This window comes from Roseibium denhamense (genome assembly GCF_009711415.1).
GTDB lineage: Bacteria > Pseudomonadota > Alphaproteobacteria > Rhizobiales > Stappiaceae > Roseibium > Roseibium denhamense.
Genome location: NZ_SMLZ01000108.1, coordinates 35,827 through 60,667, shown reverse-complemented (window position 1 = coordinate 60,667; position 24,841 = coordinate 35,827). Strand labels below are relative to the sequence as shown.

At 58.0% G+C, this 24,841-nt stretch carries 23 protein-coding genes; 16 read left to right on the top strand and 7 right to left on the bottom strand.

Features of this window, described 5'->3' with window-relative positions; genetic code table 11:
• Window positions 1–172: 172 nt before the first annotated feature.
• Both E1180_RS11700 and parE read right to left on the bottom strand, forming a co-directional pair.
• Entirely contained in the window at window positions 173–904 is a 732-nt protein-coding gene (locus tag E1180_RS11700) for a sulfotransferase family 2 domain-containing protein (protein ID WP_155191368.1), read from the bottom strand.
• A gap of 94 nt (window positions 905–998) precedes the next feature.
• On the bottom strand, window positions 999–3,038 hold the full coding sequence (gene parE / locus E1180_RS11695; RefSeq protein WP_155191367.1) for a DNA topoisomerase IV subunit B: 2,040 nt from the start codon (window positions 3,036–3,038) through the stop codon (window positions 999–1,001).
• A 565-nt stretch (window positions 3,039–3,603) separates the two neighbouring features.
• Between parE and E1180_RS11690 the strand changes: the two genes are divergently transcribed.
• On the top strand, window positions 3,604–4,446 hold the full coding sequence (locus E1180_RS11690) for a tetratricopeptide repeat protein (RefSeq protein ID WP_155191366.1): 843 nt from the start codon (window positions 3,604–3,606) through the stop codon (window positions 4,444–4,446).
• A gap of 65 nt (window positions 4,447–4,511) precedes the next feature.
• Here E1180_RS11690 and E1180_RS11685 read toward each other — a convergent pair whose 3' ends face one another.
• From E1180_RS11685 to E1180_RS11675, 3 genes are all read right to left on the bottom strand, one after another.
• A complete protein-coding gene (locus tag E1180_RS11685; protein WP_155191365.1) occupies window positions 4,512–4,946 on the bottom strand; it encodes a hypothetical protein in 435 nt (144 codons plus the stop codon).
• 181 nt (window positions 4,947–5,127) lie between these two features.
• On the bottom strand, window positions 5,128–5,910 hold the full coding sequence (gene xth / locus E1180_RS11680) for an exodeoxyribonuclease III (protein WP_155191364.1): 783 nt from the start codon (window positions 5,908–5,910) through the stop codon (window positions 5,128–5,130).
• Between the two features lie 76 nt (window positions 5,911–5,986).
• Window positions 5,987–6,328: a HesB/IscA family protein gene (locus tag E1180_RS11675; RefSeq protein ID WP_155191363.1), complete on the bottom strand. Its 342-nt coding sequence runs from the start codon at window positions 6,326–6,328 to the stop codon at window positions 5,987–5,989.
• 134 nt (window positions 6,329–6,462) lie between these two features.
• On the opposite strand from E1180_RS11675, the gene E1180_RS11670 reads away from it, so the two are divergent.
• The 3 genes from E1180_RS11670 to E1180_RS11660 all read left to right on the top strand — a co-directional run bounded on the left by E1180_RS11670 (window position 6,463) and on the right by E1180_RS11660 (window position 12,124).
• Window positions 6,463–7,701, top strand: coding sequence for a deoxyguanosinetriphosphate triphosphohydrolase (locus E1180_RS11670; protein ID WP_425280913.1), 1,239 nt, complete (start codon window positions 6,463–6,465; stop codon window positions 7,699–7,701).
• 98 nt (window positions 7,702–7,799) lie between these two features.
• On the top strand, window positions 7,800–9,569 hold the full coding sequence (gene argS, locus E1180_RS11665) for an arginine--tRNA ligase (protein ID WP_155191361.1): 1,770 nt from the start codon (window positions 7,800–7,802) through the stop codon (window positions 9,567–9,569).
• A 29-nt stretch (window positions 9,570–9,598) separates the two neighbouring features.
• Window positions 9,599–12,124: an SPOR domain-containing protein gene (locus E1180_RS11660; protein ID WP_155191360.1), complete on the top strand. Its 2,526-nt coding sequence runs from the start codon at window positions 9,599–9,601 to the stop codon at window positions 12,122–12,124.
• Window positions 12,125–12,345: 221 nt separating this feature from the next.
• On the opposite strand, the gene E1180_RS11655 is transcribed toward E1180_RS11660, so the two are convergent.
• Window positions 12,346–13,356, bottom strand: coding sequence for an alpha/beta hydrolase (locus E1180_RS11655; RefSeq protein ID WP_155191359.1), 1,011 nt, complete (start codon window positions 13,354–13,356; stop codon window positions 12,346–12,348).
• 116 nt (window positions 13,357–13,472) lie between these two features.
• Between E1180_RS11655 and nagZ the strand changes: the two genes are divergently transcribed.
• From nagZ to E1180_RS11600, 11 genes are all read left to right on the top strand, one after another.
• The gene (gene nagZ, locus E1180_RS11650) at window positions 13,473–14,492 is read left to right on the top strand and encodes a beta-N-acetylhexosaminidase (protein ID WP_155191358.1); all 1,020 of its coding nucleotides are present in this window, start codon (window positions 13,473–13,475) and stop codon (window positions 14,490–14,492) included.
• 11 nt (window positions 14,493–14,503) lie between these two features.
• Entirely contained in the window at window positions 14,504–15,346 is an 843-nt protein-coding gene (locus tag E1180_RS11645) for a segregation and condensation protein A (RefSeq protein ID WP_155191357.1), read from the top strand.
• Window positions 15,336–16,028, top strand: a complete 693-nt coding sequence (gene scpB, locus E1180_RS11640; RefSeq protein WP_155191491.1) for an SMC-Scp complex subunit ScpB — start codon at window positions 15,336–15,338, stop codon at window positions 16,026–16,028. Before E1180_RS11645 ends, scpB begins: the two co-directional genes overlap by 11 nt.
• Window positions 16,029–16,035: 7 nt before the next feature.
• A complete protein-coding gene (locus tag E1180_RS11635; protein ID WP_155191490.1) occupies window positions 16,036–17,169 on the top strand; it encodes an ABC transporter ATP-binding protein in 1,134 nt (377 codons plus the stop codon).
• A 134-nt stretch (window positions 17,170–17,303) separates the two neighbouring features.
• Window positions 17,304–17,528, top strand: coding sequence for a twin-arginine translocase TatA/TatE family subunit (locus E1180_RS11630; protein WP_155191356.1), 225 nt, complete (start codon window positions 17,304–17,306; stop codon window positions 17,526–17,528).
• Window positions 17,529–17,584: 56 nt separating this feature from the next.
• Window positions 17,585–18,019 (top strand): Sec-independent protein translocase protein TatB, encoded by a 435-nt coding sequence (tatB, locus tag E1180_RS11625; RefSeq protein ID WP_155191355.1) that lies wholly within the window; start codon window positions 17,585–17,587, stop codon window positions 18,017–18,019.
• Window positions 18,016–18,816, top strand: a complete 801-nt coding sequence (gene tatC / locus E1180_RS11620) for a twin-arginine translocase subunit TatC (protein ID WP_155191354.1) — start codon at window positions 18,016–18,018, stop codon at window positions 18,814–18,816. The genes tatB and tatC overlap by 4 nt, the downstream gene beginning before the upstream one ends.
• A 70-nt stretch (window positions 18,817–18,886) precedes the next feature.
• Window positions 18,887–20,167, top strand: coding sequence for a serine--tRNA ligase (serS, locus tag E1180_RS11615; protein WP_155191353.1), 1,281 nt, complete (start codon window positions 18,887–18,889; stop codon window positions 20,165–20,167).
• Between the two features lie 47 nt (window positions 20,168–20,214).
• Window positions 20,215–20,973, top strand: coding sequence for a 5'/3'-nucleotidase SurE (surE, locus tag E1180_RS11610; RefSeq protein ID WP_155191352.1), 759 nt, complete (start codon window positions 20,215–20,217; stop codon window positions 20,971–20,973).
• An 18-nt stretch (window positions 20,974–20,991) separates the two neighbouring features.
• Window positions 20,992–21,684: a protein-L-isoaspartate(D-aspartate) O-methyltransferase gene (locus E1180_RS11605; protein WP_155191351.1), complete on the top strand. Its 693-nt coding sequence runs from the start codon at window positions 20,992–20,994 to the stop codon at window positions 21,682–21,684.
• Window positions 21,685–21,914: 230 nt separating this feature from the next.
• Window positions 21,915–23,309: a M23 family metallopeptidase gene (locus E1180_RS11600; RefSeq protein ID WP_208997093.1), complete on the top strand. Its 1,395-nt coding sequence runs from the start codon at window positions 21,915–21,917 to the stop codon at window positions 23,307–23,309.
• Between the two features lie 39 nt (window positions 23,310–23,348).
• On the opposite strand, the gene E1180_RS11595 is transcribed toward E1180_RS11600, so the two are convergent.
• Window positions 23,349–24,221 carry an ATP-binding protein gene (locus E1180_RS11595; RefSeq protein WP_155191349.1) on the bottom strand — a complete coding sequence of 291 codons (873 nt, stop codon included), beginning with the start codon at window positions 24,219–24,221 and terminating at the stop codon, window positions 23,349–23,351.
• A 241-nt stretch (window positions 24,222–24,462) separates the two neighbouring features.
• Here E1180_RS11595 and yajC point away from each other — a divergent pair, with 241 nt between their 5' ends.
• Window positions 24,463–24,795 (top strand): preprotein translocase subunit YajC, encoded by a 333-nt coding sequence (gene yajC / locus E1180_RS11590; protein ID WP_155191348.1) that lies wholly within the window; start codon window positions 24,463–24,465, stop codon window positions 24,793–24,795.
• The last annotated feature ends 46 nt before the right edge of the window (window positions 24,796–24,841 follow it).

The following is a 24,841-nucleotide window of genomic DNA, read 5'->3' as shown; positions in this document are numbered from 1 at the left end:
GTATTTTTGGGCAAGTTTGCCATCTCAGTTAATTTCTCGTCTTGAAAAACCCAGCAATGCGATCTGCCGGTTGCTTGCCGTCGAAATAGTTTTCAAAGTGTTTGGAACCTGAATACCGTGCACCTGGGATAATTGGACGGCAGAACCGGCAGTTTTTGACCGGCTGGATCGTCTATTGGGCGGCCAAGCGCCCCTCATAAAACGCCTGGTAGTCATTCCGGTAGCGTTTGGCGATCCGGGCAGAGACGGGATCACTGCTGAAGGCGTTGAGCGTTTCGCTAGAAACGAAATCTGAAGGACTGAAACGCTCCGGCATGTCCGGCGGGCAGTCCAGCTGTGTCGCGGTCAGGAAGTCTGAAAGCGCGCAGTCATATTGTTCGACTTGAAGCACCAGATCCGGGATGAACTGGCCTTTGTGGGTGAGGGCGGTCCACTGGCTCCGGAACAGGTTGTCGGCTTCAAGGTCCGAAATTGCGGCAACCTGGGATACAAAGTCTTCAGGCGTCATATCAGGGGAGAACCGGCGCTCTCCGTAGTAGTACGGCAGTCCACCGGCGCCTTTGATGATTTTTTCATAGCAATAGGCAAGACGGTGCAGCGGATTTTGCACCCAGGCAACGGTTTTAATGTCCGGATACCGTCTTTTCAGTTCGCGAGCGGTCAGGAGCTCGACGTTTCCATGAAAAAGTTTGGTTTCGGAAACCAGTTCTTCCCGGTCAAAGTGTCCGGGACACGGAGAGATGTCGTGAATGCCGGCAAGTTTGAGCAAAACTGGTTCAAGCAATTTGAACGCGGTCTCGTTAACGCGGGCATAGGCAATATTGAAGTCCGGAAATACCAGATAAACGTGGTTGCGGAGCGGCCGGTGGCGGCGGTCTATCAGACTATATACGCGGGTTAGCATGGGCCTGGCACAACGCAACAAATTGGCATGTAGTGGTCACCGTTCTATGCAGTAACCTTTTTTCAAGGTGCAACGCAAACGTTTTTACCCAAGGTCATATATCCAGGTCTTCGGCAAACTCCGCATTTTCCTGGATGAAGCGGAAGCGGGCTTCCGGCTTGTTGCCCATGAGTTGTTCGACGGAGTCATTTGTTTCTGCAATCGCGTCTTCCTCGACCGACACCTGAAGGAGGGACCGTTTTGCAGGGTCCATCGTTGTTTCTTTCAGCTGTGCCGGCAACATCTCACCAAGGCCTTTGAACCGGCCAATCTCCACTTTCGACTTGCCCTTGAACACGGTGCCTAGCAGCTCGTCCTTGTGGGCATCATCGCGTGCATAGACTGTTTTTCCGCCTTGGCTGAGGCGGTAGAGCGGCGGAACGGCCAGATACAAATGGCCTTGCCGGATCATTTCCGGCATTTCCCGGTAGAAGAACGTAATGAGCAGCGAGGCGATGTGAGCGCCGTCCACATCCGCGTCGGTCATGATGATGACCCGGTCATACCGCAGGTCTTCATCCCGGTAGCTTGACCGCGTTCCGCAGCCAAGCGCCTGGATAAGATCTGCGAGCTGCTGATTGGATGCCAGCTTGTCCCGGCCGGCATTGGCAACGTTCAAAATCTTGCCGCGCAAGGGAAGGACAGCCTGATTGGACCGGTTCCGCGCCTGTTTGGCCGACCCGCCCGCCGAGTCGCCCTCCACGATGAACAGCTCGGTGTTATCCGCCTGATTGGCCGAACAATCGGCAAGTTTGCCGGGCAAACGCAGTTTCCGGACCGCTGTCTTGCGGGCAACGTCTTTCTCTTGCCGCCGGCGCAAACGTTCTTCGGCCCGGTCAATGACCCATTCCAGAAGCTTGTTGGCCTGGTTCGGAGAGGCCGTCAGCCAGTGGTCGAATGCGTCACGGACCGCATTTTCAGTGATGCGCGTGGCTTCGTTGGTTGCGAGTTTGTCTTTGGTCTGGCCGACAAACTCGGGTTCGCGGATGAAAACCGACAGCATGCCGCCAGCGGATGTCATGACATCATCGCCCGTGATGAGGGCGGCCTTTTTGTTGCTGGTCAGTTCGCCATAGGCTTTCAGGCCGCGCAGGAGGGCATAGCGGAAGCCTGCCTCATGCGTGCCGCCTTCGGGCGTTGGAACCGTATTACAGTAGGAATTGACGAAGCCATCGCCGGCGAACCAGCTGACAGCCCATTCAACAGACCCGTGCTTGCCGGTCTTGTCTGTCCTGCCTGCGAACACGTCTTCGACAACGCGGCGCTCCTTGGCAAGTTTTTCGCCGAGAAAGTCCTTCAAACCGCCGGGGAAGTGGAAGACTGCATCCGCCGGTGTTTCGTCCTTCTCGCTCAAAAGCTCTTGAGCACAATGCCAGCGTATTTCGACGCCGCCGAACAGATACGCTTTTGAGCGTGCCATCTTGAGCAGGCGGGCAGGCTGAAACTTCGCGCCTTTCCCGAAGATCTCCTGATCGGGCTTGAACCGTACCGATGTCCCGCGGCGGTTTTGTGTGTCGCCGACATTTTCAAGGCCGCCCTGAGGCTGACCGCGCCGGAAAGTCTGCCGGTAAAGCTTGCGCGCCCTTGCGACCTCGACGACCAGTTCTTCCGACAAGGCATTCACGACCGAGACACCGACACCATGCAGGCCGCCCGACGTTTCATACACCTTGCTGTCGAACTTACCGCCTGCATGGAGTGTCGTCATGATGACTTCGAGTGCGGACTTGTCCTTAAATTTCGGATGTGGATCCACCGGTATGCCGCGGCCGTTATCGACAATCGTCAAATAGCCATCCGCGCCCAGGGTAACGTCAATCCAAGTCGCATGGCCCGCGACCGCCTCGTCCATCGAGTTGTCGATGACTTCCGCAAAAAGATGATGCAATGCTTTTTCATCGGTGCCGCCGATATACATTCCAGGGCGGCGGCGGACGGGCTCGAGGCCCTCCAGCACTTCAATATCGGCTGCGGAGTACTCGTTGGTCTCAGGCGCTGGAGTAGGTGTCCTCTGCGGCTTCGGAGCAGGGGCTGTCTCCGGGATAGAAGCGGAAACGGCCGCATTGCCAGCAAAGAGATCGTTTTTTGCACTCATTCCAAATCGCCTGACGCATTGATCGGTAGAATTATGTTCAGCCCGAAGCAATACACCGAAACGGGTATGCGTTTGAAGGACAAATGTAGAACAACCGCGTAAATCGGGAATTTGCACTGGTTTTCAACAGATAGACCGCGCGGACCGTGGAAACCGATCGTCAACCTGACTGTGTTGAACTCATGGATGGGTGAGCGGCAATTTGTGCCTAATTGGCAACACCTGCAGGCAAACTCACCGGCGAGGCATCAGAAGGGGATTGCTGCCCATGTTCGGCCATGTTTGCCATACACCCATTAGGCCGCTGAATTGGAGCCTGCCGTCCAGGCCAATTGGGGCAAAGGTTCCGCCCAAAGGTGCCGGAATGAGCTTATTCCGGCCCAACTTCGGACGAAATGGGTGTCCATATTCGGGAAGATCCGCAGAGCCGGTGATCGGTTCAGGATCGGGAAATTGGGAAAAGCAAAAGCGCTGAGCGCTGGCACCATAATAACCGGGATGTCGCCCGTCGGTAGGCTGGGCGTTGTCCGGCAAATAATAGAATGACTGGGAAGCAGAACAAAAAATGAGCCATCCTAACCTCAGATACGCTGCAATCGCGCTCGGCGCATTTGCCGTGTCTTTGAACGCGGCCCCCGCGCTTGCGTTTGATGGTCAATCGGCTCCGTCTGAACAGATTTCGCCTGCCCCGATTGGCCCTTGGGAGGCGCTGCAGACCGGTTTGCGCCATTATTACTCCGGCGATAAATCCGCCGCCCTCAGTTCTCTCCAATATGCCGCTGAGCAGGGGCAGCCCGGTGCCGCCTGGAAGCTGGGCGAGATGTATGCGCACGGCGACGGTGTGGCCGAGGACGACCTGAAAGCATTTCAGTACTACAGCCAGATTATCCGTCAGCACGGCCACGAAGCGCCTGAAGGGCCGCAAGCCTCATTTGTCCGCAGTGCCTTTGTGGCGCTCGGCAACTATTATCTTCACGGGATCGAGGGGGCTGTCGAGCGTGACATTGCCAAGGCGCATAACAGCTTCCGGATTGCGGCCATGGTTTTCGGTGACGCTGAAGCGCAGTACACGCTTGGCCAGTTGAGCCAGGCGAATGACCACAAAATGGCGGTCCGTTGGTACAACCTCGCGGCGGATAAGGGCCATGTGGAAGCTCAGGCCCGTTTGGGGGAAACCCTGTTTTCGCTGGGCAAATCCGACAGCAACCGGGCGAGCGGCCTCATGTGGCTGACCATCGCCCGCGAGCAGGCCGCAGGAACTGACGCAGCCTGGATCAATGGTTTGCATGAACAGTATTTCGCTGTGTCTTCCGAGCCGATCCGCCAGCAGGCCCGGATCATGGCTGACACCTGGTTGAAAACCCATCGACCGGACTTGCAGACTGCCCAGCAGGTGCCAACGCAATAGACGCCGCTGGCAGGAACAGCCTTGGGTTCAAGGCGGCGGCTGCCCAGTCTCAATTTTCATTCTGCCTAAAACAAAGCCTGGACTGCGGGTGGCAAGCTCTTGAGCGCCCGTTCGATATTGGACGCCGTGTCCACTTTGCCGGACTGCGTATCAGGCGTGTCCAGGAAGGTGACCGGGCAAGGCGTGTTGCTCATTTTCCAGGAGGTGTTGTTGAGAACCATGGAACAGGTCAGCAATTGTGTCCCGCTGCTCCTGCTGACGCAGATGGATTCTCCGATCCCGTAGTCTTCACCCTGGTAACGGCAGGTACAGGGAACGTTCGGTCCTGTTGCCGCTTGGGCGAGGGACGCCGTTGGTGCGAGCGTGACCGCTGTAAGGAGGCCGAGAGCAACCGCATAGGCCAGACTAATCCGGCCCGACAGGCAATGGCTGTCAGAAGAAGAAGGTCCGCATAACGGCAGAGCGGACGAAGAACGCCAAGTCGTTATCCCATTGATCACCAGATTAGCATGGCAGGATCTGTCTGCAATGGGTATTTACGCTGCGTCCGGGCGTTGTGGATCACTGGATTGCGCACAAGACAGACGCGGCGGGTGCCGCCGCCGCACGAATGCTTCACAAGCCTAGCCCGCAACGTGGCGTCCGGGCGGTCCGGGCCTTCCTAACTTGGATTGGCTACTCTTATGCGGCCAGCTGGACCCAGACCGGGACGTGGTCAGAGGGTTTTTCCCAGCCACGCACATGCTTGTCGATGCCGCATCCATTTAGTCTGTCCGTGGCTTGCGGTGACATCAGGATGTGGTCGATCCGGATGCCGTTATTTTTTTGCCAAGCGCCCGCTTGGTAGTCCCAGAACGTGTAGGTCTGTTCCGCTTCTGTGCACGACCGGACCGCCTCGGTAAAGCCGAGGTGTGTCAAGCTGCGGAAACGCTGACGGCTTTCGGGCTGAAACAAGGCGTCGTCCGTCCAGTTCTCCGGGTTTTTGGCATCCACGGGGTCTGGGATGACATTGTAGTCACCGAGAAGGAGGAACGGCGTCTCCTCTGCCAGCCGCTTTTGCGTATGGATGTGGAGCCTGTCCATCCAGCCGAGCTTGTAGGGAAATTTTTCGGTGCCAAGCGGGTTGCCGTTTGGAAGGTACAGGCAGCCAAACCGGATTGCACCGGTTTCCGTCGACACAGTTGCCTCAATGTAGCGGGCCTGTTCGTCGGTCTCGTCACCTGGGAGCCCGCGTTGAACATCTTCAAGGGGGCTCTTGGAAAGAAGGGCGACCCCGTTAAAGCCCTTCTGGCCGTGGGTCTCCACATTGTAGCCGAGATCTTCGAAAGCTTGACGGGGAAACCCCTCATCCTGAGATTTTATTTCCTGAAAACAGGCAATGTCCGGGGAGGACTTTTGAAGCCACTCCAGAACGGTATTCAAGCGCGCTTTCACGCCGTTTATGTTCCAGGTGGCGATTTTCATGGATGAGGTTCCGTCGGTTCACTGATCTGGCGGGACGGGGCCCACCCCGTCAGTGCGGTTTGCTACTGCACATGCACTAGATTGTAAAACTCGTTCCGCAGCCGCAGCCTGCAACAGCATGCGGGTTATTGATCTGAAAGGCCTGGCCGATCAGGTCATCAACGAAATCGACCTCGGATCCGCTCATGTATTGCAGCGAGACCGAATCGATCAGAACAACGGCGCCTGCCCGTTCAATGACGAAATCATCGCTTTCACGGGTATCGACAACATCGTACTTGTACTGCAGTCCGGAACAGCCACCGCCCTCAACACTGATGCGCAGCATGCTTCCGTCCGCTTCCTTGGACAATATCTTTGCGATGCGCTTGGCAGCGCGATCACTGACTGTTACTTGATTTTCAAGTGTTTCGGTCATTTTTTACTGACTCGCTTCGCCTCTGCCATGCAAAGGCGGTTTGTGACTGGCATTACAAGATAAGTAAGTTTTGCGGACGCCCGCGTCAATGAGTGACCCAGGCTGCGCCGCGACAAAGCTGATTGGGGCAATTCGTGACTGACGCTTGGAACGATATCAAGCCGGAACTGGGGTTTGGCGCTCAATCCCGCGCAAACTACGCTGAAAATCCTCTCAGGAGCCGGGGGCGCTTGTTCAAGGAACCCGAGAGCCCGACGCGGACGCCGTTTCAGCGGGACAGAGACCGGATCATCCATTCGTCTGCCTTCCGGCGGCTCAAGCACAAGACACAGGTGTTCGTCTATCATGAAGGTGATCACTACCGCACCCGTTTGACGCATACGATTGAAGTTTCCCAAATCGCCCGGTCACTGGCCCGCGCGCTCAAACTCGATGAGGACCTTGCGGAATGCCTTGCCTTGTCTCACGACCTCGGTCACACGCCGTTCGGTCATGAGGGGGAGGACGTCATGCATGATTGCATGGCACCTTTCGGGGGCTTTGACCATAATGCTCAATCCTTGCGTGTCGTAACGCATCTTGAACAGCGGTATGCCGAGTTTGACGGATTGAACCTTGCCTGGGAAACGCTGGAAGGTCTCGTCAAACACAATGGGCCGTTGGTGGACGGTACGGGCGCGCCGCTCGGAAAGTTTGCCGGCGGTCAGTTGCCGTTCGCGATCCGCAGCTATGCCGAACGCCAGGACCTGTTGCTAGGGACATGGCCGGGCGCCGAGGCTCAGGCGGCGGCGATTGCAGATGATATTGCCTATGACGCCCATGATCTCGATGATGGATTGCGCGCCGGCCTGTTTGCCATAGACGATATGCGCGAAGTCCCCTTTCTTGCCGATATTCTGGCGGATGTGGACCGGGCCTATCCCCACCTTGAAGAAAGCCGCAAGATCCATGAAATCGTGCGCCGCTCGATCACGCGCATGGTGGAAGATGTAATCCGGCACGGTTTCATGAACCTGGCTGAACTGGCCCCGCAATCCGCGCAGGACATCCGTATGGCGGGACGCTGCATCGTCGGCTTCTCACCGGAGCTGACAGCTGCCGAAAAAGAGGTCAAACGGTTTTTGTTTGCCCGCGTCTACCGGCATGAAGACGTGTTGGCGGTCAGAAAACTGGTTGCCGGTGTGGTCCGGGATCTTTTCCGCGGTTTCCTGGCCGACCCCGGACTTATGCCAAAACCCTGGAGCATCGGTCTTGAAGAATTGGGAGACGACGAACTTGCGCGGCGCGTCTGTGACTATATTGCCGGTATGACCGATCGATATGCAATTGAAGAACATCGCAGATTGTTTGACGACACACCCGAATTGCGGTAGGCGCTGAGCCAACTTGATCGCCCTGTAGCGCCAATGGAAGCATCCGTTGTTGCGCGCGGGCGCTTTGTGTTTTGATGAACCGACCGGACGTGTGTGCAATGAACATTTACGCAGACTTCACTCTGCGCGTTAAAAACGCCATCAACATGCTTGATTTAAAAGACAAAGATGGCAATGCGCCTAATGTCTCCCGCATCGTGGTGGAAGCCCCGCGTGATACTGCGCACGGTGATCTGGCGACCAACGCTGCCATGGTGCTGGCCAAGCCGCTTGGCATGAAGCCGCGTGATCTGGCCGACCAGCTCGTTCAGGAATTGGGCAAAGATCCGGAAGTGATCGAGACGTCGGTCGCCGGTCCCGGCTTCATCAACTTGCGGGTCGCCCCTTCGGTCTGGCACCGGATCCTTGGCGCTATTTTGCAGGCGGGCACCGGCTTTGGCGGCTCGACGGACGACAAGCAGCCGAAGGTCAACGTTGAGTACGTATCGGCCAACCCGACCGGCCCGATGCATGTAGGCCACATTCGCGGTGCGGTGGTTGGTGACGCGCTGGCGAACTTGCTCGCTTTCGCGGGCAATGCGGTCACCAAGGAATACTACATAAACGACGCCGGTTCGCAGATCGAAACGCTCGCAAGAAGTGCATTCCTGCGATACCGCGAGGCCTTGGGCGAAGATATTGGGGAAATCCCTTCGGGGCTTTATCCCGGCGATTATCTTGTTCCCGTGGGAACTGCTTTGAAAGATGAGTTTGGCGGTTCGTTGAAAGACAAGGACGAGGCTAAGTGGCTGCCGGTCGTCCGGGATCGCGCCATGTCCGCAATGCTGGAGCTGATCCGCGCTGATCTTGCTGCGCTCGGTGTGAGCCATGAAGTCTTTTTCTCTGAAAAGACCCTTCATGAGCGCGGCGACGGCGGCACTTCCAAGATCGACAGGATGCTCGATGGCCTTCGGGCAAAAGGGCTTGTTTACGAGGGAACGCTGCCGCCACCCAAGGGACAGGTGCCCGAGGACTGGGAAGACCGTGAACAGACCCTGTTCCGGGCAAGTGATTTTGGCGACGACACCGACCGGGCACTGAAGAAGTCGGACGGGTCCTATACCTATTTCGCGGCCGATGTCGCCTATTTCCAGGACAAGTTTGACCGTGGTTTTGATGAGACGATTTATGTTCTCGGCGCAGACCACGGCGGCTATGCGAAACGTTTGCAAGCCGTCGGCAAAGCCGTTTCGGACGGCAAGACGGATGTGATCGTTCGCTTCTGCCAGCTGGTCAAGCTGATGCGGGACGGTGAGCCGGTGAAGATGTCGAAGCGGTCCGGCGACTTTATCACGCTCCGCGAAGTGGTCGACGAAGTGGGGCCGGATCCGGTCCGGTTCATGATGTTGTTCCGGAAGAACGATGCGCCTTTGGATTTCGACTTCAAGAAGGTGACCGAACAGTCGAAGGACAATCCCGTGTTTTACGTTCAGTACGGACACGCGCGGTGCTGCTCGGTGCTGCGCCAGGCGTCAGAGGAATTGTCCGGCATGGATCTTCAGGACGCCGTCCTTGGGAATGCCGATTTGGCTCTGCTGGCTGATTCTGGCGAACTTGATCTGATTGCGAAGATGGCGGAATGGCCAAAAGTTGTTGAAGCAGCTGCTGACACACATGAGCCGCATAGAATCGCTTTCTACCTCCATGAATTGGCAAGTTCACTTCATGGGCACTGGAATAGAGGCAAGGAAATGCCGCAATTACGCTTTATTGACGCCAGTAACGAGAAATTAACCCTAGCGCGTCTTGCTTTGGTTCGTGCAGTATCTCTGGTGTTGAGTTCAGGTCTTTCGATTCTTGGCGTAAAAGCTCCTGAGGAAATGCGTTAATTCGCGTCATTGCCACTTGAGCCGCAGGCTTGGTAGTTGGTGGCGTAACTGAACTGGTTATCGAAACGCTCATGTCAGACGAGTATGACACACGGCGCAATGACAAGAACGCTCCGCCTGCGGGGGACGGTGACAGACGTCCCGGTGCAGACGATCCCCTCGTGGAACTCGCCCGGATCGTTCATAAAAACAAGACCCCGGGGGCAGGTGTGAGCAGCGGCCGTGTTGGCAGTACCGACTACTTTGCAGAATTGGACGCGTTTGCAGGATCGTCATCGGAGCCCGAAAGAGGGCGGGTTGAACCCGCTTTCACGCGGCCTGTTGAACCGCGTTTTGACGATCAGGCAAACAAAGAACCTGTAGAGCCGCAGGCGCCTGTTCAACCAGACGTCCAGCCTATTCAAAGCACCCCCTCAGATTTTCAGCCGCAAGACGACTATCAGCCTGTGGCGCATCAAGGTCAGGATAGTGCACCTACAGGCGGGCAGGTGGGCTCAATCTGGCCGGACGTGCCGAATTTGGACACGATTGAAACAACCGCGCAGAGCGCGATGAACAGGCCGTATCAGACAACACCGGCTGAGCCGGAACAACCGGCCGCTCCCCGGGTCGATCCGGTGTTTCAGAACGTTGCAACAGCGGCGGCACAGGCTGCACCGGCAACCAGTGAGCCGAGGGGCCCGGACCTGGAAAGCAGTTTGACGGCCGGGCTCGAAGATGAGCTGATCGGCGCCTTGCGTCAGTCGGTCGACACGCCTGGCCGGTCAACAGCGGCAGATGACTATGAAGCGGCACCTGCACAGACCCCTTCAGCCGCGTTTGAACCGGCACAAGATCATGCAGAAACCGCGATCCAAGCCAGCGCCGAAAGTTCGGTTGCCAACCGCGCTTCCTATGAGGGCTATCAGACCGGACCAGCCGGTTTCGATTACGGCTCGAGCGCGCTGAACAAGACAATCACGCCGGCGGAGGCTGCCGGGTTCACGTCTGATGGATATGGCAGCGCGGCGTTTGAAGCCGTGCCTCCGGTAAATGATGGCGCGCAAGAAAGTGGCGTGGCCGGGCCTGCGCGCCCGGCGATCAATGAAGATGATTTGTTCGCGGCGCTAAATCCGGCTGCTGAAACCGATTCGAAAACCGGTCCGGAAGCCGAAACCGATACGTCCGCGGCCGGTATTGACGCCCTGTTTGCCGATCTTGATTTCCCTGACCCCGCCAGCCGCGAGGCCAAGCCGGAGGAAAACAGCGCGCCCAAGCCCGCCCAGACAGCGGGTGCGTCAATTGACGATATGGCTTGGCCCGCCGCCGCCAGCAGCGTGCCGAATATCGCAGATGAAGATGAAACACCGCCGCCGCCGGAAGGATATGATCTGGATGCCGTGGCGCGTGCCATGCAGGAAAGCGACCCGAGCCTGACAGGTGCGGGTGTGTTGCCGCCGCATTCAAGGGCTGAGCAGACCGCCGTTCCTAATGTTCGTGAGAAGTCCCGCAGGGGGCTATTTGTCACCGCCGGTGTTCTGGGCGTGGCACTTGTCGGAGCTGGCAGCTTCTTTCTGATCGATAATGATGGCGTTGCCATTCCGGACGGACCGCCTCCGGTCATCCTTGGTTTGCAGGAACCTTTGAAGGTGTTCCCCGAGCAGACAGAAGAAACCGGTGGCAACCAGTCCGCAAAGCTCATTTATGACCGGGTGGACGGAACAACGGAGAATGCTCCTGAGCGCCTTGTTCCAACGGACACACCCCAGCCTGCAGAACTGCCGCCGGCTCCTGACAGCACCGTCGGAGGCGCGGACCTTGCGCCGGGTGCGCCGCGTCAGGTCAGGACCCTCGTCGTGCGTCCGGACGGAACCATAATTTCTGACGGCGCCGCGGCCACGCCTGAACCTTCTGCGCCGCCAGCCGTGCAAACGCCAACGGTACCGGCCCCTGCGGCTCCGGCTGCGGCCGCGGACGGAACCCGCGTGATCACCACTTCCCCGGTTGTGGGCACACCGGCACAGGTTCCCGGCACTCCGGCAGTCGCCCAGCCGACTACACCTGAACCTGCCGTCCAAACCCCGTCTGTGGAAGAGCCGCAGGCGGCGACAACGGACGAAACGCCGACTCCGCCGCCGGCAGACCTAGTCACGGTATCGCCGCGCAAGAAACCGGATGCGCCGGTCCAGGTGGCGCAGGCGCCTGCGCCGGTTGCCGTGCAGCCGTCCGCGGGCAATGACGGGCCCTTGAACTTGGCACAACCTGCAGCAGCTGCTGCGCCGGCTCCGGCCGCACCTTCGGCCACACCGGCATCCGGGTCGATCGCAGCTGGAACCTATATTGTTCAGGTGACCTCGCAGCGTTCGGCTGCGGCCGCCAGTGATGCCTATTCCGGGCTTCAGCGCAGGTTCCCGACGATCCTGGGCAATCGCAATGCGGTGATCGTTTCTGCTGATCTGGGTGACAGGGGGATTTTCTACCGGGCCCGTATTCCAACCGGATCCCGAGAGGAAGCGATTTCGCTCTGCGAAAGCCTGCAAGGGGCAGGTGGTGATTGTTTCGTCCGCCGGCAGTAGCGGCGCTGTTTGAACTGTAAAAGGCCGGATAGTTCCGGCCTTTTTCTTCAAGAGATCAAGCGTTTAGTTACGAACCCCCGAACAGGTTTATCCTCTCCGGAAACCGATCAGCAGTGCCCGATTAACCGGTTCCGGTTCTCCGTCCCTGATGCAGTCCGGCTCACATGAACCGGGGAATGCGGCGGGTTTCTTACCGCTTTTCCAGTGCCATATGCAGATGATCAACTCAGTGCGTTTGCCAGGAAGGGGAGGCTCTTGTCCATCCGGTAGTCGATCGAGGAATGGTTGTCCGGGTATTCCTCATAAACATGATCGACGCCGGCTGCTGAGAGCTTTGCGTTCAGGCGGCGGGCGCCATACACCAGATTGTACTGGTCCACGTCGCCGCAATCGATCCAGAGGCCTTTCAGGGATTTGAGAGCGTCGATATGGCGTTCGACAATTTCAACCGGGTCCCATTCCAGCCAGGCGCCCCACCGCTCTTCGATGATTTCACACGTGTGCGGGTCGACGGGCAGGCGGATACCGCAAAAGCTCTCCGGATCCGGATCCGGATCGTAAGTGGCCGCCATGGCAAGGGTCATCATGTCGTGCAATGACCCGCCCGGATATTTCGGGCCGCTCTCAAATCCGGTGACGAACGCTTCGATTGAGTCCGCTTTCGTGATGGCCCGCAATGCGCTAGGCATTTCCGGGAGATAACAGAGGTCAAAAGCCATATCGCCGGAATGGCACGCGGCCGCGGACCAAACGTCAGCATGCTGCATGGCGTGGATTATCGAGCCGTACCCGCCGGAGGATTTGCCGAAGAGGCCGCGTTTTCCAAAGCCGCCGCAACCAAAGCGCCCTTCGATATCCTCTAGCATCTCGGTCGTCAGCCATGTGGCCCAGGGGCCCATTGCATCGCTATCGATATACTGATTGCCGCCCAGGCGTGTGAAACAATCAGGGAAGGCGACGGCGACCGGCGGCATGTGCCCATCATGAATCAGGCGGTCGAGGCGTTCTGGAACATTCTCGCCGAAGTTCTTCCAGTTCACATGGGCCGGGCCCCCGGCGGTAAAGCCGACTATATCCACCAAAAGCGGCAAGCCGTGGCCATCGTGGCCGTTCGGTGTGTAAACAATAATCTCCCGCGTTGCCGTGTCGCCGAGCCTGTTCCGGCCAAGGATCTCAGATCTATGGGAAATCCGGTGCAGATTACCGACCGGAATATCAAGGCGTGCGCGCATCGCGGGCTCCATCTGAAGAGGTACAAGCGGTGTTAGATTGCAGGATGCGTGCGCCAGTGCAAGTGCGGGCAGGGCGGTTTCTTGACGGGCGTTTGCGCTGCCGGTAATCGGAAGTCATGACCAAAGCATTCATTTCCGGCTGTGCCGGGCTGTCGTTGTCCCAGGAAGAACGCTCGTTTTTTGAGCGTGAGGATCCTTGGGGATTGATCCTGTTTGCCCGCAACATCCAAACACCTGCTCAGGTCAAGGCGCTTACGGCGGATTTCCGCAATGCGGTCGGGCGTGAGAATGCTCCTGTGCTGGTGGACCAGGAGGGGGGGCGTGTTCAGCGCTTGAAGCCGCCGCATTGGCCAAAATATCCGGCAGGCCAGCTTTACGGGGATCTTTTTGAGCGCAATGAGGCTAGGGCGCTGCGGGCCGCGCGGCTCGGTGGACACTTGATTGCCTCGGACCTCGAAGCTGTCGGCATTACCATTGACTGCCTGCCGTGCCTGGATGTCCGGTTCCCGGATACGGTGGATGCAATCGGCGACCGCGCATTGTCTGGCGATCCGCAAGTTATCATTAAGCTGGCGCGGGAAATGATTGCCGGAGTGTTGGAAGGCGGGGTGCTGCCGGTCATCAAGCACATTCCAGGCCATGGGCGCGCGCGCGTTGACAGCCATTTGGAGCTGCCCCGTGTCACGGCAACGCTTGAAGAGCTGCGCATGGCCGACTTTCTGCCGTTCAAGGCCTTTTCCGGTGCAACTCTCGGGATGACGGCGCATATCGTCTACGAGGCGATTGATTCTGAACGCCCCTGCACACAAAGCCGGGCGGTCATTGAAGACATCATTCGCGAGGAAATCGGCTTTGACGGCTGCCTTATGAGCGATGATCTGTCCATGAATGCCCTTCAGGGCGACTTTTCAGAGCGGGCAGCCGCGACAATCGAAGCCGGGTGCGATATTATTTTGCACTGCAATGGAGACATGGGCGAGATGGAGAAGGTCGCTATGGCAGTTCCAAACCTTCAAGGAGACGCGGCCCGGCGGTGCGAGGCCGCTTTGGCGCAACTTCAACCATCCGACCCGGCGTTTGATCTGGACGCAGCACGGGATGAATTTGCGTCCCTGACCGGTTTGGCGGTCGCTTAACCGGGGGATCAATGGCGGCACCTGACAGCACCACACCAGCTCCTGACGGGTCTTTCGACCTCCTAACATCCGTCCAGTCGGAGACTGAGGACACGCGCACTCTGTCGGATCCGCAGCTGGTCGTTGATGTGGATGGATTTGAAGGGCCGCTCGATCTTCTTCTTGGCCTCGCCAGAACCCAGAAAGTCGATCTGACCAAAATCTCGATCCTGGAACTGGTTGAGCAATATCTTGAGTTTGTTGCCGAGGCGCGCCGCATGCGTCTTGAGCTCGCGGCCGATTATCTGGTTATGGCGGCCTGGCTGGCCTTCTTGAAATCCAAATTGTTGTTGCCGGAACAAAAGGATGAGGACGAGCCGACCGGTGAAGAACTGGCGGCAGCGCTTGCGTTCCGGCTCCGGCGGCTCGAGGCCATGCGTGAGGCGGCGGGCCGCTTGATGGCCTATAGCCGCGAGGGGCGGGAGGTGTTTCATCGCGGCGCGCCGGAAACCATGTCGGTCCAGCACAAAAGCATCTGGGAAGCGTCGATTTATGATCTCTTGTCGGCCTATGCCACACAGCGCCAGCGGAATTCGGTGACCTCAGTCCGCGTTTTGAAGCGCACCGTCTGGTCGCTGCAGGAGGCACGGGAGCTGCTGACAAGGCTGGTCGGGCAGGTGAGTGAATGGGCTCCCTTGAACACTTATCTGCGTGACTATCTCTACGACAACAAGGATTGGGCCACGGTCGTTGCCAGCACCTTCTCCGCAAGCCTTGAAATGGTTCGCGAAGGTCAGGTGGAAATCCGCCAGGGCGAGGCGTTTTCGCCCGTCTACATCCGCTCGATCAAGCAGGAGACGGATGATGAGCGGTGAGCTTGAACTCGAAACAAAGCAGGACGATCCAGGAGGACAGCTGCCCATCGGCGATCCGGCGGGTCTGCGTGAGGTCGAGGCGATTCTATTTGCCTCAAGTGAGCCGCTGTCCCTGGAGGAGTTAACCTTGCGCCTGCCCGGGGGCAGTGACGTCCTCGGGCTTTTGGAAACACTGCAGCGTCAATATGCCTCGCGGGGCGTGAATCTGGTCAAGGTGGCCGGACGCTGGTGCTTCCGGACCGCCGAAGACTTGGCCTACCTGATGCACAAGAATGTGGAGGAGCAAAAAAAGCTCTCCCGGGCCGCGCTGGAAACCCTGGCGATCATTGCCTATCACCAGCCGGTCACACGTGCGGAGATTGAAGAAATCCGGGGTGTCTCGACATCAAAAGGGACCCTTGATGTCCTGCTTGAAACGGCCTGGATCCGCATGCGGGGCCGCAGGCGGACGCCCGGCCGTCCCGTCACCTACGGAACGACGGATCAGTTTCTGATCCACTTTGGTCTTGAAAACGTGAAGGACCTTCCGGGACTTGAGGAGTTGAAAGGGGCCGGATTGCTTGATAGTGCGGTCCCCGCATCGTTTATGGTTCCAACGCCGAATGACGACGCATCGCTGACAGACGATGAAGACCCGCTGGATGAAGGGTCCTTATTCGACGAAGAACCGGAAAGACCTTAAAGGCCTGATGTCAAAGCCTGGCAAAAGTATAAATGGACACGGGACGCCTGCCCGGTGGGGCGCGCCTGGAACCGCCGGTGCAACGATAGCTGCAGGTTTGGTGTTCGAGCGGGTCTCCCATGACTATGACGGCGTCGAATCTGTCCGGGATCTGAGTCTTTCGATAGCCCCGGGTGAAATCCTCTGCCTTCTTGGCCACTCCGGCTGCGGCAAGACAACCTTGATGCGGATTGCCGCCGGGGTGGAGCGTCAATCCAGGGGCAGCGTTTTGATAAACGGGCGGGCGGTGGCGGGACCAGATGTTTTCGTACCGCCGGAAAAACGCGGTGTCGGATTGATGTTCCAGGACTATGCGCTGTTCCCGCATATGAGCATCCTGTCCAATGTCATGTTCGGCCTGAACAATATGGCGAAGCGTGAAGCCCAGGACGCGGCGCTGGCCGCCCTGCGCCGTGTGGGCCTTGCCGACTATGCCAGGGACTTCCCGCATGCGCTGTCCGGCGGTGAGCAGCAACGCGTGGCACTGGCCCGGGCCCTGGTTCCGCGTCCGGGTATCCTCCTGATGGATGAGCCGTTTTCGGGCCTCGACAAGCGGCTGCGCGATGATGTGCGGGAGCAGACACATGGCGTCATACGGGAGACGCGCGCTACGTGCATCATCGTCACCCATGATCCGGAAGAGGCGATGCGCATGGGCGACAAGATTGCTCTCATGCGGGCCGGACGCTTGGTGCAGCATGGCACAGCCGCTGATCTCTACAACGATCCGGCTGATGTTTTTGCCGCCCGGTTCTTCTCCGAATTGAACCAGCTGGAGGGTCTCTCCACGTCTCAGGGTGTGGAAACACCGCTTGGCATTCTGCCGGCGTCGAACTGTGTCTCTGCGGGCAAGGTCGATGTCTGTATCCGTCCCCAGGGCATCATCTTGAACAAGGCTGGGCTGTGCGGCGTGTCGGGCCGAGTGCGGACAAAACGATTCGTTGGCGAGGTGGATCTGCTCACAATCGTTGTCGATGGGCTTGATTATCCGATCGAAGCACGGGTGCGGGCAGGCAGCGGCTGGGAAAGCGGAATGGATGTGTCTGTAAGTGCTGATCCGAAAGACGTGCTTGTCTTTCCGCGCGCGGACACCCAAGTTTAGGCAGAGAGAACCCGAATTCATCAATCCGTATAAGAAAACCGATTGTATGCGGTGTTCATGTTGCAGGGTTCAAGCCCTTTTTGTACAAGGGCCTCAGAAGGCTATAAAAAAGCCGCTTACCGGGAGTTTGGCGTATGGGCATTAGTATCTGGCAGATCTTGATCATTGCAGTGGTCGTGGTCCTTCTATTCGGACGGGGCAAGATCTCCGAGCTGATGGGTGATGTTGCCAAGGGCATCAAGAGCTTCAAAAAGGGCATGGCTGAGGACGATACGGCCGAAACGCCAAAGACAATCGATCACCAGTCTGCTGACACGGCATCGACTGCAAAATCTGAAGATCAGTCCAAAGCGAGCTGATCTGAGGGCTCAAGCACTCATCTGCATCGCGTCTCCTTGAAGGGACGGTAGTTTTCATGTTCGATATCGGTTGGACAGAGATCCTGGTGATCGCATGTATTGCGATTATCGTTGTAGGGCCGAAGGAATTGCCCCGGATGCTGCGCAATTTGGGCAAGACGCTCGGAAACCTGCGCCGCATGTCGCGGGAGTTCCAGTCGACCTTCAATGAGGCTCTGCGTGAAGCGGAGCAGCAGGCTGACATTGCGGACATGAAGAAGCAGGTCGAATCGGCTGCGAATTTCAATCCCCTTGGCGATTTGAAGAAATCGATCGAGGAAGATTTCGAAAAGAAAACGCCTTCTCCGGCCAATGGAAACACTGCAGCCGATAAGGACGCGGACACTCCGGCGGACGAAATCGAAGCGCCAGCGGTTCAAGCGCCCAAGGCCGCTGCCCAGACCGTGACTGACGCAGACAAAAAACCGGCCACGGAAGAAGCCAAGGCATGAGCCAGGAAGATATCGACGCTTCAAAAGCGCCCCTGATCGAACACTTGATCGAATTGCGCCAACGGCTGATATGGTCGATTGCCGCGATTCTCGTGATGTTCGTGGTCTGCTTCTATTTTGCGACCGACATTTACAACATTCTGACCGTTCCATACCTTCGCGCCGCGCCAGACCCTGACGCCGTTCAGATGATCTTCACGGCGCCGCAGGAGTGGTTCTTCACGCAGCTGAAGCTTGCCCTTTTCGGAGCCTTGTTTCTGGCCTTTCCGGTGGTCGCAAGCCAGATCTACATGTTTGTCGCGCCAGGTCTCTACAAGCATGAGCGCGGTGCTTTTCTCCCTTTTCTGGCAGCCACGCCGATCCTTTTTCTGATTGGGGCGTGCCTGGTTTACTTTCTGATCATGCCAATGGCGATGGGCTTCTTCCTGTCGCAGGAGCAGACCGCCGCTGCCGGGCAAGTTGCCATTCAGCACCTTGCCAAGGTGAGTGAATATCTCGGCCTGATCATGATCCTGATTTTTGCATTCGGGCTGGTCTTCCAGCTGCCGGTGGTGCTCACACTGCTTGGAAGAGCGGGGATGGTGACATCGGACGGTCTGAAGTCGAAACGTAAATATGCAATTGTTGGTGCGTTCGCAGCTGCTGCAATTTTGACACCACCCGATCCTATCTCGCAGATCGGTCTTGCGCTGCCCACGCTGCTTCTCTACGAAGTCTCCATTCTGTCCGTCAGACTGGTAGAGCGCAAACGCGCTGAACGGGAGGCTGAGCGCGAAGCGGAAGACGCAGCCGCCTGATACGCCTTCCTTTGTTTTCCGGTCCGGCGGATGGACGATTTGTTCAATGACCGCCGTTCGGGAAGCGAAGATGTTCGATATCAAATGGATCCGGGAAAACGCTGAGGCGTTTGACGCAGCACTGGCAAAGCGGGGCTATGAGCCGTCCGCTGCCAAACTGATCGCCCTGGACGATTCCCGCCGCTCCCACATTACGAAGCTTCAGGAAGCCCAGGAGCGCCGCAACTCCGCCTCGAAGGAAATCGGCAAGGCAAAAGGTGCCGGCGACAATGCGCGCGCGCAGGATCTGATTGACGAAGTTGCCCAGATCAAGGCGTTCATTCAGTCCGGCGAAGACGAGGAGCGCAAGCTCAACGCCGACCTTGAAGCTGCCATGGCTGTCATTCCCAACCTTCCGCAAGACGACGTGCCGGAGGGGGCAGATGAGTCGGATAATGCCTTGCTGCGCACCCATGGGGTCAAGCCGGTCTTCACCTTCAATGAAGCGCCAAAAGAGCATTTTGAACTGGGTGAAGCACTCGGCGGGATGGATTTTGCCACCGCGGCCAAGCTGTCGGGCTCCCGCTTCGTGGTCCTGAAAGGGCAGATTGCCCGCCTTGAACGGGCTCTGGGCCAATTCATGATCGATGTTCATACCCAGGAACACGGCTATACCGAGGTGTCCCCGCCGCTTCTTGTGAACAGCGATCCGCTGTATGGCACCGGACAGCTGCCGAAATTCGAAGAGGATCTCTTCAAGACGGAAACCAGCCATTACCTGGTGCCGACTGCGGAAGTTCCGCTGACCAATCTGGTAGCAGGCGAGATCTTGCCGGAAGATGCGTTGCCGATGCGCGTTACGGCGCTGACTTACTGTTTCCGGTCGGAGGCCGGCTCGGCGGGCCGAGACACGCGGGGCATGCTGCGCCAGCATCAGTTCGAAAAATGCGAACTCGTCTCCATTACAAAACCGGGAGAGTCTCTTGCCGAACTGGAGCGGATGCTGGATTGCGCCGAGAACATTCTCAAGAAACTCGGCCTGCATTACCGGGTGATGACACTTTGCACCGGTGACATGGGATTTGGTGCCCGCAAGACCTATGACATTGAGGTCTGGCTGCCGGGACAGGATACGTACCGGGAAATCTCGTCCTGCTCGGTCTGTGGCGATTTTCAGGCCCGCCGCATGAATGCCCGGTTCCGGCCCGCAGATGCAAAGCATCCCTTGCATGTCCATACTCTGAACGGGTCGGGCATTGCAGTCGGCCGCGGCTTGATCGCCGTTCTGGAAAATTATCAGAACGGGGATGGCACGATTACGGTCCCTGATGTTTTGAAGCCCTATATGGGTGGGATCGACAAGATTGGCTGAGGGCAATTTGCCCTCGGTTACTTCCAGCATCGTTCCAAAAGGTCTCCATGCGTATTTTGATCACAAATGACGACGGCATCCAGTCACCCGGCCTTGACGCGCTGGAACGGATTGCAAGATCGCTCTCCGACGATGTGTGGGTGATTGCCCCTGAGACGGATCAGAGCGGGGTTGCGCACTCCCTGACCTTGAGTGATCCGCTGCGGCTCCGCCAGATCGATGACCGCCACTTGGCGCTGAAGGGAACTCCGACCGACTGTGTGATCATGGGAGTGCGCAAGGTTTTGCCCGAAAAGCCGGACCTTGTTTTGTCCGGTATTAACCGGGGGCAGAACATTGCCGAAGACGTGACCTACTCGGGCACGGTTGCCGGTGCTATGGAAGGAGCGATTCTCGGAATACGATCCATCGCCGTCTCGCAGTCCTACAGCTGGGCTGCCGGTTCAGAACCGGATTACCGGACCGCCGAGGCGCATGCGCCGGACCTGTTCAGGAAACTGATTGGTTTTGATCTGCCGCCCTACACGCTGCTGAATGTGAACTTTCCGGCGCTTCCGGCAGATGAAGTGCGGGGCGTCAGAGTGACTGTTCAAGGGCACTATGAACAGAGCGGTCTTTCGATTGAAGAACGCATGGACGGGCGAGGGGTCCCGTATTATTGGCTGCGCTTCAAAGATCGCGGCAAATCTGTTCTTGATAATTCTGATCTCCACGCAATCGCGGATGGATATGTGTCGGTTTCACCGTTACGCATTGATCTGACGGCTCACGACCTTGTTTCTGACTTGGCTGGAGCGCTTGAGTAACCGCGAGGGGTTCTGGCCATGGCCGGTCTGGTTTCCGGCACTCAGCTTTGTGTTGAAGAAGCAGCGCTTCAGGATGAAGCTGAAGCGCGCGCATCGCTGGTTTTGGCCTTGCGGCGCCGCGGTGTTGGCGCGCGGGATGTTCTGGCTGCGATAGAGCGGGTACCGCGCCGGTTGTTTCTTGCAGCCAGGTACCATCGGTTGGCCTATGAAGATGCCGCCCTTCCAATTGAGTGCGGACAGACCGTGCTGTCGCCATCCATGGTGGCTTTTGCGGTGCAAGCCTTGAAGGTGGAGCCCGGTCATGCGGTTCTGGAAATCGGGTGCGGCTCTGGATATCAGGCTGCCATTCTGGCCAACATCGCGAATCGGGTCGAGACGCTGGACCGGTATGCGACCCTTGTAGATCTTGCGGAACGCAGATTCGCGGCGTTGAAGCTGTCCAATGTGAAAGCCCATCATGCCGATGGGCTGAAGGGTCTGAAGACGAAGGGGCCATTCGATCGCATCATTGCGACTGCCTCAGTCGAATCGATCCCCGATGCCTGGGTCGAACAACTCAAGCCCGATGGCTTTCTCGTCGCTCCCGTCGGAAAAGCGGCCCAGCCGCAAACCCTGATCCGCTTTCAGAAACTGGACGGCGTTGGATCTGCTGAAAACCTGACGGTGGTCCGGACTGTAATGCTGCGGCCGGAACTGGCCAAGAATCTTTAAAGCCCGGCTGTTTCTCACGTCTGGTCGTGCAGCAAACAACGGGCGAAAGCCTGCCGGAATTTACCATGTCATTTCCGGAAATCCCTGGGCATTATTCCCGAAATGACGGGAAGATTTGGCTTTTCTACGCAATAGGCAGGCCGTCTTTAGCCTTTATAAACCTTACTGGCGTCTACTCTTAACCATAACAGCCATAGTAAACGGTTCGAGTTAAGGCGATGACACAGCGGATGCGTACCCTCCGCGGGGAACTCTTCAGTAAGGTAGCAGCTGTCTCTTTGGTGGCCGCGTTCCTGGCCGGGTGTTCCGGTTCAGTTGAGCGTTTCGGGCCTTCCGAGGTCTATACCGCCAATACCAATAATCAACGCCAGATCCTTGGCGGTACCGCGCAGCAACCGTCTTATCAGGACATTGTGAATGGCCCTGGTGGAACGGCGGCAGGGCTTCCGCAGTCCGCGGGCGCGCCGGTGTCGACGGGCTCCATCAACTCAAGGCGGCCTCCGGTCCAATCCGCGCCGCTGCCGGCACCAGTTCCGGCGGCCCCCGCCGTGACAAGCTCTGCGCCCATTCAGACAATGCCGGCGCCGGAAGTGGCATCGGCCGCATCTGCCGCGCCGCGCCAGGGGTCAAACTGGAGAGGCTGGACCGCAACCGGTGGAACACGGGTTCAAATGCGCCAGGGCGATAGCTTGCGCAAAATGGCGCGCCGCTACGGTGTGCCGATCCAGGCTTTGGTTGCCGTCAATGGGATCGAAGACCCGGACAAGGTCAAACCTGGTCAGACAATTATTGTGCCGACATATGTTTACGCTGCGTCCAACGGCAACACGAGCACAACGGAAGGCGAAACCGGCCGTGTGAAGCTTCCGCGTGTGACATCAGCTGCGCCCGTGACAACGGCGTCTGTTCCAGCTGCAAATGGAAGTGCACCGCGCCCTGCGCGCAAACCTTTCAGCCAGCCAAGTTTCGCTGACATCAGTCAGCGTCAGGCCGAGGCGAATGCGGTTGAAGTGCTTCGGGTCAGCACCTTGCCGAAACGCAAGCCTGCGGGAAGTTCCGAACTTGTGACGGCGTCGATATCAAATCCGGCCGCTCCGGCACCAGCGTCCCCGCAACCGGTTGCCGCAGCGCCGTCCGGAACGGTCCAAAGCAGTGCACTGCCGGCCCCACAGGCGCCGGCTGCCACGAAGCCTCAGGACGTGCCGCAAGTGGTTGCCAGTGTGCAGCCTGATGAGCCCGTGACAACAGCCAAATTCAGGTGGCCGGTGCGCGGACGCATTATTTCCGATTTCGGCGCCAAGCCGGGCGGCGGCAAGAATGAAGGTGTCAATCTGGCCGTTCCGGAAGGAACCCCGGTGAAGGCCGCCGATGACGGGACTGTGATTTACTCCGGAAACGAGCTCAAAGGGTACGGCAACCTGGTTCTGGTCCGGCACGATGAAGGCTATGTCTCCGCCTATGCCCACAATAGTCAGCTCAACGTGAAACGCGGCGATACGGTGCGGCGCGGGGATACGCTGGCCTTGGCAGGGGCGACAGGTTCGGTCAACCAGCCGCAAGTGCATTTTGAAATCCGCAAGGGCAACAAACCGGTTGATCCGCTGAAGTACCTTCCCAAGCGCTGATTTGGTTTTTGAAAGGCCCGGCTGGTTCCGGGCCTTTTTTCATGGCAGCGTCTTGCCGAGCCGTCCGGCCAGATCCTGAATGAACTGGAATGCAACGCGGCCTGACCGGCTGCCACGTGTTGTCGACCACTCAAGCGCCTTAGCGCGCATCTCGTCTTCCGGCAGCTCGAGCGCGTAATGGGCGGCGTATCCGAGAACCATCTCCAGATAGTCGTCCTGACTGCACTTGTGAAATCCAAGCCATAGGCCGAACCGGTCCGACAGGGAGACCTTTTCTTCAACGGCTTCAGCAGGATTGATCGCCGTGGAGCGTTCGTTTTCAATCATGTCCCGTGGCAGAAGATGGCGCCGGTTGGAAGTGGCGTAAAAGATTACATTGTCCGGGCGGCCCTCAATGCCGCCTTCCAGCACCGCTTTCAGCGATTTGTAGGACGTGTCGTCATTGTCGAAACTCAGATCGTCGCAAAAGACGATGCATCTGAAGCCAGACGTGCGGATGCCCGCCATGAGCTTTGGCAACGTTTCAATGTCTTCCCGATGTATCTCGATCAGTTTCAGGGGGCAGTGCCCGGACCCGGCGTTGACCGATGCATGAACAGCCTTGACGAGAGACGACTTGCCCATGCCGCGTGCCCCCCACAAAAGGGCGTTGTTCGCCGGCAGCCCGCCCGCAAACCGCTGTGTGTTCTCCAGAAGCTGGTCACGGACTCTTGAGACGGCGCATAAAAGAGAAATGTCGACCCGGTTGACCTTGGCGACCGGGAGCAGCTCTCCGGGCTCCGGCGACCACACAAAAGCGTCTGCCGCGCGCCAGTCGAATGGGGCGGGCGAGGGCGGCACGGCTCTTGCGATAAGTTCCAATAATGTATCGAGCTTTTGGTTGAGTGCGGCAAGGTCGCCGGAAGCGCTCATTTTGTCTTGTAACCCTTGTAAAAAAGGCCCATGTGAGGGCCACACTTTTGCTGAGTGAGAGGTATCACGGCGTTCGTCTTGGGAAAACGGCAAGATTTCCCTATGCGGTACGAAGGAAACGTCTTCGCAAAGCTTGAAATGAGGCGTGCCGCCGTTATAGTCCGCGCCACCAGAATGAGAGCGTTTCTGCCGGGTATCGGATTTGTCCGGCATAAATACAACGCCCCCTTAGGAGACTTGAATGTTCGTCACCCCTGCTTACGCTCAGACTGCCGGTGCTGCCGGTCCTGATTTCTTGATGTCCCTGTTGCCGTTTGTGGCGATTTTCGCGATCATGTACTTCCTGATCATCCGGCCGCAGCGCCAGCGCATGAAACAGCATCAGAACATGGTTGCCAATTTGCGCCGCGGGGATACGGTTGTCACCACAGGCGGTCTGATCGGTAAAGTCTCGAAAGTTGTTGATGACAGCGAGCTGCAGGTCGAATTGTCTGAAGGCGTCAAGGTACGCCTCGTGCGGTCCATGGTGCAGGAAGTCCGCTCCAAGACCGAGCCTGCAAAAGAGAACGCTTAAAACCCAAGCCGTGTTGCTTGAATTGCCGGGCCGATCTTAATCGGCC

Excerpts from the sequence above, each read along its gene's own strand:
- E1180_RS11700 (WP_155191368.1), bottom strand. The coding sequence starts at position 904 with ATGCTAACCCGCGTATATAGTCTGATAGACCGCCGCCACCGGCCGCTC.
- parE (WP_155191367.1), bottom strand. The coding sequence starts at position 3,038 with ATGAGTGCAAAAAACGATCTCTTTGCTGGCAATGCGGCCGTTTCCGCT.
- E1180_RS11690 (WP_155191366.1), top strand. The coding sequence starts at position 3,604 with ATGAGCCATCCTAACCTCAGATACGCTGCAATCGCGCTCGGCGCATTT.
- xth (WP_155191364.1), bottom strand. The coding sequence starts at position 5,910 with ATGAAAATCGCCACCTGGAACATAAACGGCGTGAAAGCGCGCTTGAAT.
- E1180_RS11675 (WP_155191363.1), bottom strand. The coding sequence starts at position 6,328 with ATGACCGAAACACTTGAAAATCAAGTAACAGTCAGTGATCGCGCTGCC.
- argS (WP_155191361.1), top strand. The coding sequence starts at position 7,800 with ATGAACATTTACGCAGACTTCACTCTGCGCGTTAAAAACGCCATCAAC.
- E1180_RS11655 (WP_155191359.1), bottom strand. The coding sequence starts at position 13,356 with ATGCGCGCACGCCTTGATATTCCGGTCGGTAATCTGCACCGGATTTCC.
- nagZ (WP_155191358.1), top strand. The coding sequence starts at position 13,473 with ATGACCAAAGCATTCATTTCCGGCTGTGCCGGGCTGTCGTTGTCCCAG.
- E1180_RS11645 (WP_155191357.1), top strand. The coding sequence starts at position 14,504 with ATGGCGGCACCTGACAGCACCACACCAGCTCCTGACGGGTCTTTCGAC.
- scpB (WP_155191491.1), top strand. The coding sequence starts at position 15,336 with ATGAGCGGTGAGCTTGAACTCGAAACAAAGCAGGACGATCCAGGAGGA.
- E1180_RS11635 (WP_155191490.1), top strand. The coding sequence starts at position 16,036 with ATGTCAAAGCCTGGCAAAAGTATAAATGGACACGGGACGCCTGCCCGG.
- E1180_RS11630 (WP_155191356.1), top strand. The coding sequence starts at position 17,304 with ATGGGCATTAGTATCTGGCAGATCTTGATCATTGCAGTGGTCGTGGTC.
- tatB (WP_155191355.1), top strand. The coding sequence starts at position 17,585 with ATGTTCGATATCGGTTGGACAGAGATCCTGGTGATCGCATGTATTGCG.
- tatC (WP_155191354.1), top strand. The coding sequence starts at position 18,016 with ATGAGCCAGGAAGATATCGACGCTTCAAAAGCGCCCCTGATCGAACAC.
- serS (WP_155191353.1), top strand. The coding sequence starts at position 18,887 with ATGTTCGATATCAAATGGATCCGGGAAAACGCTGAGGCGTTTGACGCA.
- surE (WP_155191352.1), top strand. The coding sequence starts at position 20,215 with ATGCGTATTTTGATCACAAATGACGACGGCATCCAGTCACCCGGCCTT.
- E1180_RS11605 (WP_155191351.1), top strand. The coding sequence starts at position 20,992 with ATGGCCGGTCTGGTTTCCGGCACTCAGCTTTGTGTTGAAGAAGCAGCG.
- E1180_RS11600 (WP_208997093.1), top strand. The coding sequence starts at position 21,915 with ATGCGTACCCTCCGCGGGGAACTCTTCAGTAAGGTAGCAGCTGTCTCT.
- E1180_RS11595 (WP_155191349.1), bottom strand. The coding sequence starts at position 24,221 with ATGAGCGCTTCCGGCGACCTTGCCGCACTCAACCAAAAGCTCGATACA.
- yajC (WP_155191348.1), top strand. The coding sequence starts at position 24,463 with ATGTTCGTCACCCCTGCTTACGCTCAGACTGCCGGTGCTGCCGGTCCT.